General features: G+C 72.0%; 10 protein-coding genes. 5 read left to right on the top strand and 5 right to left on the bottom strand.

The genetic code is table 11. From position 1 onward, the window contains the following. Positions 1-27: 27 nt before the first annotated feature. Positions 28-1,566, top strand: a complete 1,539-nt coding sequence (locus tag Aau02nite_RS40980; RefSeq protein WP_212994056.1) for a M4 family metallopeptidase — start codon at positions 28-30, stop codon at positions 1,564-1,566. A 73-nt stretch (positions 1,567-1,639) separates the two neighbouring features. Next, a complete protein-coding gene (locus Aau02nite_RS40975) occupies positions 1,640-2,311 on the top strand; it encodes a Pr6Pr family membrane protein (RefSeq protein ID WP_246595825.1) in 672 nt (223 codons plus the stop codon). Here Aau02nite_RS40975 and Aau02nite_RS40970 read toward each other — a convergent pair. The 3 genes from Aau02nite_RS40970 to Aau02nite_RS40960 form a co-directional block, all read right to left on the bottom strand. Next, positions 2,304-3,419 (bottom strand): sugar ABC transporter substrate-binding protein, encoded by a 1,116-nt coding sequence (locus Aau02nite_RS40970; RefSeq protein ID WP_212994055.1) that lies wholly within the window; start codon positions 3,417-3,419, stop codon positions 2,304-2,306. The genes Aau02nite_RS40975 and Aau02nite_RS40970 overlap by 8 nt on opposite strands. Positions 3,420-3,512: 93 nt before the next feature. Continuing rightward, a complete protein-coding gene (locus tag Aau02nite_RS40965; protein ID WP_212994054.1) occupies positions 3,513-5,030 on the bottom strand; it encodes a diguanylate cyclase domain-containing protein in 1,518 nt (505 codons plus the stop codon). An 85-nt stretch (positions 5,031-5,115) separates the two neighbouring features. Next, a complete protein-coding gene (locus Aau02nite_RS40960; RefSeq protein WP_212994053.1) occupies positions 5,116-6,297 on the bottom strand; it encodes an FAD-dependent oxidoreductase in 1,182 nt (393 codons plus the stop codon). Between the two features lie 62 nt (positions 6,298-6,359). Between Aau02nite_RS40960 and Aau02nite_RS40955 the strand changes: the two genes are divergently transcribed. Beyond that, a complete protein-coding gene (locus Aau02nite_RS40955; RefSeq protein WP_212994052.1) occupies positions 6,360-6,956 on the top strand; it encodes a PadR family transcriptional regulator in 597 nt (198 codons plus the stop codon). On the opposite strand, the gene meaB is transcribed toward Aau02nite_RS40955, so the two are convergent. Further along, a complete protein-coding gene (meaB, locus tag Aau02nite_RS40950) occupies positions 6,953-7,918 on the bottom strand; it encodes a methylmalonyl Co-A mutase-associated GTPase MeaB (protein WP_438841225.1) in 966 nt (321 codons plus the stop codon). The genes Aau02nite_RS40955 and meaB overlap by 4 nt on opposite strands. A 35-nt stretch (positions 7,919-7,953) precedes the next feature. After that, the gene (locus tag Aau02nite_RS40945) at positions 7,954-9,138 is read right to left on the bottom strand and encodes an acetyl-CoA C-acetyltransferase (protein WP_212994051.1); all 1,185 of its coding nucleotides are present in this window, start codon (positions 9,136-9,138) and stop codon (positions 7,954-7,956) included. 61 nt (positions 9,139-9,199) lie between these two features. Between Aau02nite_RS40945 and mce the strand changes: the two genes are divergently transcribed. After that, entirely contained in the window at positions 9,200-9,634 is a 435-nt protein-coding gene (gene mce / locus Aau02nite_RS40940; RefSeq protein WP_212994050.1) for a methylmalonyl-CoA epimerase, read from the top strand. 280 nt (positions 9,635-9,914) lie between these two features. After that, positions 9,915-11,213 (top strand): DivIVA domain-containing protein, encoded by a 1,299-nt coding sequence (locus Aau02nite_RS40935; RefSeq protein ID WP_212994049.1) that lies wholly within the window; start codon positions 9,915-9,917, stop codon positions 11,211-11,213. Positions 11,214-11,250: the final 37 nt, after the last annotated feature.

The following is an 11,250-nucleotide window of genomic DNA, read 5'->3' as shown; positions in this document are numbered from 1 at the left end:
ACGGTCCCCCACCGTTCAGGAGTCCCCGTGAAACGATCTCTCGCTGCTGTCGGCTCCGCCCTGCTCTTGGGCGGTCTGCTGGCGGGCGTGGGCGCGACGTCGGCTGCCGCCGCGCCCGATCCCCTCTCGCCGTCCGCCCATCGCGCCGCCGTCAAAGCCGGCGCCGGGGACGCTTTCGCGATCAAAGCGACCGCGAAGGACGCCGACGGTACGAGTCACGTGCGCTACACCCGCACGTACGAGGGTCTGCGGGTCCTCGGTGGCGACTTCGTCCTGCACGGCACCAGGGACGGGGCCTTCCGGCAGGCGTCGGTCGGCCTGGCCGCGCCGCTGAGCCTGAGCACCACCCCGAAGCGGGCCGCCTCGACCGCGAGCGCGACCGCCGAGGCCCACTTCACGGGGACGGTCAGCGCGGTCGGCGCGCCCGAGCTGGTCGTCGACGCCACCAGCGGCACGGGCACGCTGGCCTACGAGACGGTCGTCGAGGGCTTCGGCGAGGACGGCCAGACGCCGTCGAAGCTGCACGTCGTCACAGACGCGAACACCGGCGCGGTGCTGAGCTCGTGGGACACCGTGGAGACGGCCACCGGCAACAGCGTCTACTCCGGGGCCGTGTCGATCGCCACGACGCAGGTGTCCACGTCGAGCTTCAGCCTCAAAGACGCGGCGCACGGCAACGGCACCACCTGCGACATGAACAACAGGACCTCGGGCACCTGCACGCTGTTCACCGACGCGGACAACGTCTGGGGCACCGGCGCGACCTCCAACCGGCAGTCGGCCGCGGTGGACGCGCACTACGGCGCGGCCACGACGTACGACTACTACAACACCACGTTCGGCCGGAAGGGCATCTTCAACAACGGCACCGGCGTGCCGTCGCGGGTGCACTACGGCAACGCGTACGTCAACGCGTTCTGGGACGGCAAGCAGATGACCTACGGCGACGGCAGCGGCAACACCCGTCCGCTGGTCTCGCTGGACGTGGCCGGCCACGAGATGTCGCACGGCGTCACCGAGCGCACCGCCGGCCTGGTCTACTCCGGTGAGTCCGGCGGCCTGAACGAGGCCACCAGCGACATCTTCGGCACGATGGTCGAGTTCTACGCGGCCAACAGCGCCGACCTGGGCGACTACCTGGTCGGCGAGAAGATCAACATCGGCGGTGACGGCAAGCCGCTGCGCTATATGTACAACCCGACGCTGGACGGCAAGGGCATCGGCTGCTGGTCGAGCACCACCAAAAATGTCGACGTGCACTACTCCTCCGGCGTCGGCAACCACTTCTTCTTCAACCTGGCCGAGGGCAGCGGCGCCACCGCGTACGGCACCTCGCCGCTGTGTGGCTCGGCCACCGCGGTGACCGGCATCGGCCGCACCAAGGCCGCCGCCATCTGGTACCGGGCGCTGGACATCTACTTCACCTCGAGCACCAACTACAAGGCCGCCCGGGGTTACACCCTGTCCGCGGCCACCGACCTGTACGGCCGGTGCGGCACCGAGTACAAGGCCGTGCAGAAGGCCTGGACCGCGGTCAACGTGACCGGCACCGACGCGGCCTGCTGACGCACCTGAGGGATCGACCACGCTGATGATGCCCGGCGGCGCCAGGAGCGCCGCCGGGCATTACCTTGTGGCCATGAAGATCATGCGGCTGGTGGCGGTCGTCGCGGTGATCGCGGGCGTGGTGCTCACCGCCGCAGGTCCCGCGACCGTGACGGGCCTGCTGCCCTTCTTCACGATCCAGAGCAACGTCGCGTACGGCGTCTTCGCGGCCTGGGCGGCGTTCCGGGGCCGGGACACACCAGCGGCGCTCAAGGGTGCCGTCACGCTCTATGTCGCCATCACCGGCCTGGTCTATCACCTCGTGCTGACCAACCCGGCGAGCGGTTTCGCCGTCGGCCCGGTGGACCGGGACGTGCCGGAGGCGATCGGCAACCAGCTCCTGCACACCGTGGTGCCGCTACTGGCGGTTCTCGACTGGCTGCTGTTCGACGAGCGCGGCCGTTTCCGGTGGCGCCACGCCCTCTACTGGCTGGCGTTCCCGCTCGGCTACCTGGCGTTCGCGCTGATCCGCGGGCTGGTCGTGGACCGGTACCCGTACCCGTTCATCGACGTGGGCGACCTGGGCTACGACGGCGTCTCGATCAGCTCGGCGGGTTTCGCGGCCGCCTTCTGGATCCTCGGCCTGCTCTTCGTGGCGATCGACCACTGGAGCGGGCGGCTGCTGCGCCGGCGCCGGCCGGCGGCGACCACCCGGGAGGCCGAGGGTGGCGAGACCCCGGCCGGCGGGGCGGAAGCCGCTACTTGATGCCGTTCGCCCGGCAGAGCGTGGCAAACCGACCCGAGCAGACGGCTTCCTTCTTGACGAAGCCGTCCTTGATCACCTTGTTCATGTTCTTCTTGTCGATGGCCGTCGGCGGCAGCAGCACCGCATCCACGATCCCGCCCGACTCGGGGTCCTTCATCCGCTGCGGCGCGGAGGGCTTCTCACCCCGGTACAGCTTGATGGCCAGGTCGGCGGCCGCCTGGGCTTCCTTCTTGATCTCCTTGTAGACCGTCATGCACTGGTCACCGGCGAGGATGTTCTGCAGACCCTGGATCGTGGCGTCCTGGCCGGTCACCGGGACCACGCCGTTCCGCTTGTCCTTCTTCAGGATCTCGATGGCCGCGTTGCCCAGGCCGTCGTTGGCCGCCAGCACCCCGTCGATCTGCTTGCCGGTCTGCTTCCACATCTCCGCGAAGACCGTGCCGGCCTCCTTGTTGTTCCAGTCGGTCACCGACTGGTCCGGGCCCTTCAGGAACGAGCCGTCGTCGTACCTCTGCTGCAGGACCGAGTCGTAACCGACCTTGAACAGGGTCGCGTTGTGGTCGCTCGGGGAGCCGTTCAGGTCGGCGATCAGCGGCTTCTCGACGTTCTTGTCGGCCAGGCACTTGACCAGGCCCTCGCCCTGCAGCTTGCCGACCGCGACGTTGTCGAAGCTGACGTAGTAGTTCGCGCCGCCGTTGAGCGTCAGGCGGTCGTAGTCGATGGTCTTGACCCCCGCGGCCTTGGCCTTGTCGATCACGGTCTTGCCGCTGATGGAGTCCAGGTTGGCGGTCATCAGGACCTTCGCCCCGCCGGCGATCATGCTCTCGGCGATCTGCACGAACTTCGCCTTGTCGCCCTGCGCGTTCTGGATGTCCACCGGCACGTCGGCCGCGTCGAAGGCCGCCTTCAGCAGCTTCGGGTCGTCGGTGCCCCACCGCTGGGACGTGGTGGTGTCGGGAAGGATGACGCCGACCTTGCCGGCGCCGCTGCCGCCACGGGTGCTGCCACCGCCGGCGGCGGCGGGGTCACTGTCATCATCGGTGCAGGCGGCGACGCCACCGAGGGTGAGCAGACCCACCGCTACCAGAGCGACCAAATTCGTACGCATCGCGACTTCCTCCCGGGCACAGGGCGGCAAGGTTACCAGGCATTGGCCCTGGTAACCCGATGATCGCGACCGCAACTCAATGGATACGCATCGCTACCGAAGGTCACTGACTGTGAGGTGACGGCGGGCTTCCTTGACGGCATACATGGCCATGTCGGCGGCGTGCAGGAGGCTGTCCGGATCGTGCTCACCCGGGCGGCCGGTGGCCAGCCCGACACTGGCCCGCAGCGGTACGTCGGCCGAGCCGATCCGGACCGTGCCCAGCAGGCTGCCCGTCAGCCCCCGCACGACCTCGGCGCCCCGCGCGGCCGACAAGCCGGGCATCAGGACGGCGAACTCGTCACCGCCCAGCCGCGCCACGGTGTCCCCGGCCCGCACCCCGGCCCGCAGCCGGCGGGCGACCTCGATCAGCAACCGGTCGCCGGTGGCGTGCCCGAACGCGTCGTTGACCGGCTTGAAGTCGTCGAGGTCGATGAGCAGTACGGTCACCGGCCCGGCCGTGAGGCCGTCGCACAGCAGCCGCATGAACAGACCGCGGTTGGCCAGACCGGTGAGCGCGTCGTGGTACGCCAGCTCGGTCAGGCGGGCGGTGAGCTCGTCACGTTCGCGCAGCAGCTCGGTGATGTGCCGCAACGCGCTCAGCTGCCGGCCGATCACCAGCACCGTGGTCACCGACGCGCCGACGCCCACCACCCACGAGCGCGCGTCCAGGCCCCGGGTCGCGAGCACGGTCACGGTCAGGGCCCATACGGCGGCCATCCCCGCGTACGGCAGCACGCTGTAGGGCCGGCGCCGGTTCCGCACGCCGGGTTGCGGCGCGCGGTCGGCACCGCGCTGCTGGAGGCGGGCGACCAGGGCGAGCAGGGTGCTCGCGACCACGTTGCCGGCGAGCAGCCAGGGCGTGTAGCGGGGGTCCAGGTAGACCGAGCCCGGCACCGTCTGCAGCACGGTCTGCAGGACCGCGGCGACGCCCCCGGCGATCCCGCACATCGGGGTGAACGGAGTCCGCCCGCTGAGCACCAGCCGCAGCACTGCGAAGATCGCCACCAGGAAGACCCCGGGCATCACCAGCAGGGCCACCACCAGGCCGATCGCCCAGCCCGCGTCGCGCGGTCCGGCCGGCACCTCGACGAGCCAGAGCCCGAAGGTCGTGGCGGCGGCGAGCACCGTGGCGGTGTCGAGGTGCAGCCGGGCCCGGGCGCTGGTCGTCAGGTCGCCGAGCGGGTAGCGCAGCAGGCCGGTGACCAGCAGCACCATCCCGACCGCCACCGACACGAACTGCAGTTCCGTGCCGACCAGGGACGCCGGGGCCAGGGGCGCGCGGGCCACCGCCACCAGCTGGCCCACGTCGCCGACGAAGAACGCGGTGCCGGCCAGGGAGAACGACGCCCAGAGCCGCCGGGCGACCGCCGGCCCGGCCCGGGCGACCTGCGCCGACAGGACCGCGAAGCAGGCGTGCACCGCGGCCATGAGCAGCCAGAACATCGCCACCTGGGGGCCCGGCCCGATGCGCTGGAGGCCGAAACCGACGGTGGACGTGACGGCGAGCACCAGCAGGACCACGACCATCGGGTCGGCGCGCAGCCACGGGCGTACGTTCCGCCGGTGCATGGTCACCCCGTTCGTCGGTCGTCACCGCCGGACAGCGGGAGAACTGCACCGTCCATTCGGCGGCGCGGGGCCGGGGCTGAGCGGTTCAGCCGATCCGGTGCTCGAGGATCCAGGCCTGGGGGTTGCTCTTGCGATAGAGCAGGCGCATGACCAGCGGCGTCAGCGCGTCCCGTACGGCGGCGCCGACCGGTCCGGCGGTCTTGGTGCTGCCGCTGCGCCGCCCGTACGCGACGACCTTCTCCACCCGGCCCCGGCGCAGGTGCTCGTAGTCCGCCAGCGCCGCCGCGATGTCCGAACGGGCCCGCAGGCAACGGCCCAGGGTGACGGCGTCCTCGATCGCCATCGACGCGCCCTGGCCTGAGGACGGCGAGACGGCGTGCGCGGCGTCGCCGATCAGGATCGTGCGGTCGTCGCGCCAGACCGGTACCCGCGGCAGGTCCCAGGTGTTCCACGGGCCGACGATCTCGTCGGCGGCCCGGATGATCGCCGCTGCCGGCACCGCGTCCGCGGCGAACAGCTCCAGCAGCTCGGCCCGCCAGGCGGCCGGACCGAACTCGAGGGGCCCGGCCGGGCGCCGGCGCGGCGGATTGGCGAACCACCAGACCGAGTCGTCGGGGGCGGTGACCCAGCCGAAGAACGCCCGCCGCCCGAAGGCCATCTGCATCACCCCCGGCTCGGCACGCAGCGCCGGCGGGACCGGCCCGGCCGTGTGGCCGCCCGCGTTGAGCAGGCCCAGATAGTGCGGCGCGGGCGCCGCCGGGTCCAGGGCCGAGCGGGTCCGCGAGTGCAGACCGTCGGCACCGATCAGCAGATCACCACCGGCCGTGGTGCCGTCGGCGAAGTGGGCGGTCACCCCGGCGGGTGAGCAGGTGCGGCCGGTGAGGCGCCGGCCGTACCGGACCGGGATGTCGCGCCGTTCGGCCTCGCCGCGCAGGGCCAGGTAGAGGTCGGCGCGCCGGATCGTGGTGGTGGTCGTGCCGTCCGGGTCCGGCCCGCCGAGCGGCAGCCGGGCGAGCTGCCGGCCGGCGGCGTTGCGCAGCACCATGGCCGGGGTCGCGAAGCCCGCGGCGAAGAGCCGGTCCGGGTCGAGTCCCAGCGTGCGCAGGGCGGCCAGTCCGTTCACGGCGACGGTGAGGAAAGAGCCGCGCTCGTCGGCCCCCCGGTCGTGCGCCTCGTGAATCACCGGAGCGAAGCCGGCGTCGTGCAGGGCGATGGCGGCGACCGTGCCGGCGATGCCGCCACCGGCCACGACAGCGTTCTTAGTCATAGAATGACTATCCATGCCATTACTAAGAGAGACAACCCTGAGAAAGCCCCTAGGCTGAGGTCATGACGTCTGCGGAGCCGCGCCGGTCCACGCTGGCGATGGTGCTGCTGGCCCTGCTGCTCGAAGCGCCCACGCACCCGTACCGGATGCAGCAGATGATCAAGGAACGCGGCCAGGACCAGCTGGTCAACGTGGCCCAACGCAACAGCGTCTACCAGGCGCTGGACCGGCTCGTCCGGGACGGGCTGGCCCGCCCCGGCGGCACCACCCGCGAGGCGGGACGCCCGGAACGCACGGTCTACGAGATCACCGAGGCCGGCGCGGCGACGCTGCGCCGCTGGCTGACCGCCATGCTGCCGGCCCCGGCCCGGGAGTTCCCCGAGTTTCCCGCCGCGCTGGCGTTCCTGCCGATCCTGCCCCCGGGCGAGGTGTGCACCCTGCTGGAGCGCCGGGTGGCCGCGCTGGCCGGGAAGCTGGCGCTGATCGAGCAGCAGGCGCCGCCCGGGCTGCCCCGGTTGTTCCTGATCGAGGACGAATACCGCGCCGCGATGCTGCGCGCCGAGCTGGACTGGCTGCGGGCGCTGATCGACGACCTGCGCACCGGGCGGCTCGACTGGGACGAGGCCCTGATCGCGGAGACGCTCGCCCGCTTCGGCTAGAGATCCTTGATCAGGTCGTCGGCGGCGGCGTACGGGTCCAGCGAGCCCGCGGCGACCCGGGCGGCGAGGTCGCTGAGCGCCGTACCCTCGCGCAGCGAGCCCAGCCGGGCCCGCAGCGTGCCGAGCGCGATCGCCTCGACCTCCGCGGCGGCCCGCGCCTCGCGCCGGGCCTGCAGCCGGCCGGAGGACTCCAGCCAGGCCCGGTGTTTCTCGATCGCCGCGACGACGTCGTCGACACCCTCGCCCTTGACCGCCACCGCCCGCACCACCTGCGGCCGCCAGTCCCCGGCAGCGCGCTCGCCCAGCGAGAGCATGCCCTGGATGTCGCGGTAGGTGGCGTCCGCGCCCGGCCGGTCCGCCTTGTTGACCACGAAGACGTCGGCGATCTCCAGGATGCCGGCCTTGACCGCCTGGATCGCGTCACCCATCCCGGGCGCCAGCAGCACCAGCGTGGTGTCGGCCAGCGAGGCGATCTCCACCTCGGCCTGCCCGACCCCGACGGTCTCCACCAGCACCACGTCGCAGCCCGCGCCCTCCAGCACGCGCACCGCCTGCGGGGTGGCCGCGGCCAGCCCGCCGAGCTGCCCCCGGCTGGACATCGAGCGGATGTAGACGCCGGGGTCGCCGGTGTGGTCCTGCATCCGGATCCGGTCGCCCAGGATGGCGCCGCCGGTGAACGGGCTGGACGGGTCCACGGCGAGCACACCGACCCGGTGCCCGGCGGCCCGCAGCGAGCGGACCAGCTCGTTGGTGGTGGTCGACTTGCCCACCCCGGGCGAGCCGGTCAGACCCACGACCTGGGCCCGGCCCGCGTACGGGGCCAGCGCGGCGGCCACCTCCGCCAGCTTCGGGTCGCCGTTCTCCACGAGGCTGATCAGCCGGGCCACCGAGCGCGGATCACCCTCACGGGCCCGGGCCACGAGCGTCGGCACGTCGCGGCCCGGCCGCGCGGAGATGGTCACCCCGCCATCCTCTCCCACGATCGGGCGTCCCGCGATCAGGCGGCGGGCACCGTGATGAGCAGCGCATCGCCCTGACCGCCGCCACCGCACAGCGCGGCCGCGCCGAACCCGCCGCCGCGCCGCCTGAGCTCCATCGCCAGGGTCAGCACCAGCCGGGCGCCGGACATGCCGATCGGGTGACCCAGGGCGATCGCGCCGCCGTTGACGTTGACGATGTCCTCGTTGACCTTGAGCTCGCGCATGGAGTGCAGCACGACCTGGGCGAACGCCTCGTTCATCTCGATCAGGTCGAGATCGGCGACGGACCGGCCGGCCTTGCCCAGCGCGTGCCGGATGGCGTTGGCCGGCTGGGCCTGCAGCGAGCTGTCCGGCCCGGCCACGTTGCCGTGCGCGCCGATCTCGGCCAGCCAGGTCAGCCCCAGCTCCTCGGCCTTGGCCCGGCTCATCACCACGACCGCCGCGGCGCCGTCGGAGATCGGTGAGGCGCTGCCGGCGGTGATCGTGCCGTCCTTGGCGAAGGCCGGGCGCAGGCCGGCGAGCGACTCGGCGGTCGCGTCCGGGCGGACGCCCTCGTCGGTGTCGATCAACTTGTCGACCCCGCGCAGGCCGGCCTTGACCGGCACGATCTCCTCGGCGAAGCGTCCCTCGCGCTGGGCGGCGGCCGCGCGCTGGTGGCTCAGCGCGGCGAAGGCGTCCTGCTCGGCCCGGCTGATGCCCAGGCCGGCGCCGCTGCGCTCGGTGGACTCACCCATCGAGATGCCGTCCCACGGGTCCATCAGCCCGTCGAAGGCGGTGTGGTCGCGGACCAGGATGTCGCCGTACTTCTTGCCCTGGCGCTGACCCATCAGCAGGTGCGGCGCGTTGGTCATCGACTCCATGCCACCGGCCACCACGATGTCGAACTCGCCGGCCCGGATGAGCTGGTCGGCCAGCGCGATCGCGTCGAGGCCGGAGAGGCAGACCTTGTTGACCGTCACCGCGGGCGTGGTCATCGGGATGCCCGCGGCCACGGCGGCCTGCCGGGCGGTGATCTGCCCGGTGCCGGCCTGCAGCACCTGGCCCATGATCACGTACTGCGCCTGCTCCGGGGCCACGCCCGCGCGTTCGAGGGCGGCGGCGATGGCGTACCCGCCGAGGGCGGTGGCGGGCACGTTCCTGAGGTTGCCGAGGAGGCGGCCCATGGGGGTACGGGCGCCGCTGACGATCACCGAGCTGGTCACGGGAGCTTCGCTTTCTATGGGCCTGAACGATGGTTAAGTACAGCCTAGTACACTCTCCAGCATGGATTCTCTGCCGCCCGTGGGCCTGCTGCGAGTCGATCACGTCGGGATCGCCGTGGCCGACCTGGACGAAGCGATCGCCTTCTACGACCGGGCCTTCGGCCTGCGGTGCGTTCACCAGGAGACGAACGAGGAGCAGGGCGTCCGCGAGGCGATGCTGGCCGCCGGCGACGACGGCACGGGTGCCCGGATCCAGCTGCTCGCCCCGCTGCGCCCCGACTCCGCGATCGCGAAGTTCCTCGATCGCAGCGGCCCCGGCCTGCAGCAGCTCGCCTACACGGTGGCCGACGTCGACGCGGCCGCCGCCGCCCTGCGCGCCCGCGGGCTGCGACTGCTCTATGACGAGCCGCGGCGCGGGACGGCCGGCTCACGGATCAACTTCGTGCACCCCAAGGACGCCGGGGGCGTTCTGGTGGAGTTGGTGGAGCCTGCCTGATTCGTACGCCTTGCGGGTGAAACATCCTGACGGCAGGGCTGCTGACTGGCAGGATCGTGACCATCGCGCAGCGGCGACCGGTGGCCCTGTGGGACGATCTTTCGCTTCGGGACGGCACAGCAGGTAGTGGCGCGGCAACGCTGCGCGGGCAGGCGCCCTTCGATGCCACCCGAACGGCCGACATCCGCCCTCGGCGGGCGGGCAGAAGGTGATCACAGGGCGGAATACCCGGCCCGTACGGTCTTGCGTGGCCCCCTGGGGGGTCTGCCAGTATGTCCCAATGCCCCAGCAGCAGGATGCCAATCTCGCGTTCTTCGAGACCGCAAATTCGCAGCACGACTTCACTGTTGTCCTGCGTGGATACGACCGCGGACAGGTGGACGCCCACCTCGGCAGGCTCATCGCCGCCCTGAACCAGTCCGAGCAGGCCCGCGGCGAGGCCGAACAGCGGATGAACGACGCGCAGCGCCGGCTGCGCCAGGCGGAGCAGCGCCTCAACGCCCTCGAGCAGAAGCTGGCCGACAGCAACAAGCTCCTCGAGGAGAACAACCGGCCGACCCTCTCCGGGCTGGGCACCCGGGTCGAGCAGATCCTGCGGCTGGCCGAGGAACAGGCCAACGACCACCGCAGCGAGGCCAAGCGGGAGTCCGAGGGCATCCTCTCCGCCGCGCGCCTCGAGGCCCGCGAGATCACCGACAAGGCCCGGGCCGAGGCCGCCGCGATGAAGGCGACTGCCGAGCGTGAGGCGGGGCAGGTCCGCACGCAGGCCGAGCGCGAGGCCGCGGAGAACAGGGTGCAGGCCCGGCGCGAGGCCGACACCCTGCGGTCCGACGCCGACCGCGAGACCAAGCAGCTGCGCACGGTCACCGCGCACGAGGTCGCCGAGCTCAAGTCGACCGTCGAGCGCGAGGTCGCCTCGCTGCGGGCCACCGCCGAGCGGGAGATCACCCAGCTGCGCGCGAAGGCGGCCCGCGAGGCCGAGGAGAAGCGCGCCGAAGCCACCAAGATGCTCACCGACGCCCGCGACAAGCGCGACAAGGACCTGCAGGCCCTCGCGCTGGAGACCGCCGAGCGCCGGGAGAAGAGCGAGCGCGAGGAGTCGCAGCGGCACGCCGCCCAGGTCAGCGCCACCCAGAAGATGGTGGCCGAGGCCGAGGAGCGGGCCCGCGCGGCCGAGGACCGGGCCAAGGAGATCGAGCAGCGCGCCGAGAGCCGCCGGGTCGAGTCCGAGCGCACCGCCGTCGAGACCGTCGAGAAGGCCCGCGCCCTCGCGGAGAAGACGGTCACCGAGGCCCGCTCCGAGTCGCAGCGGCTGCTCAGCGAGGCGCGTACCGAGGCCGAGCTCACCACGCAGGCCGCCAAGCGCGAGGTCGAGGACCTGACCCGGCAGAAGGACGCCGTCACCAACCAGCTCGGCCAGATGCTCTCCGGCCTCTCCGGCCTGGTGCCGACAGTCGGTGCGGCGGCCAAGGCGGCCGAGGCCGTCAAGCAGGCCGAGGCCAAGGCGGACGCCCCGGCCCAGCGTCCGGCCGAGGCCGGCGACGCCGGCAAGACCGAGGCGGTTGCCAAGACGAGCTGAGTCGTTCACCACCCGGGTCCCCGGTTGCGCCGCCCCG

Origin of the sequence: Actinoplanes auranticolor, assembly GCF_018332655.1 — a bacterium.
In the GTDB taxonomy this organism is placed as follows: Bacteria; Actinomycetota; Actinomycetes; order Mycobacteriales; family Micromonosporaceae; genus Actinoplanes; species Actinoplanes auranticolor.
The sequence above is the reverse complement of the archived record's forward strand: the minus strand, read 5'-3'. Positions and strand labels throughout refer to the sequence as shown.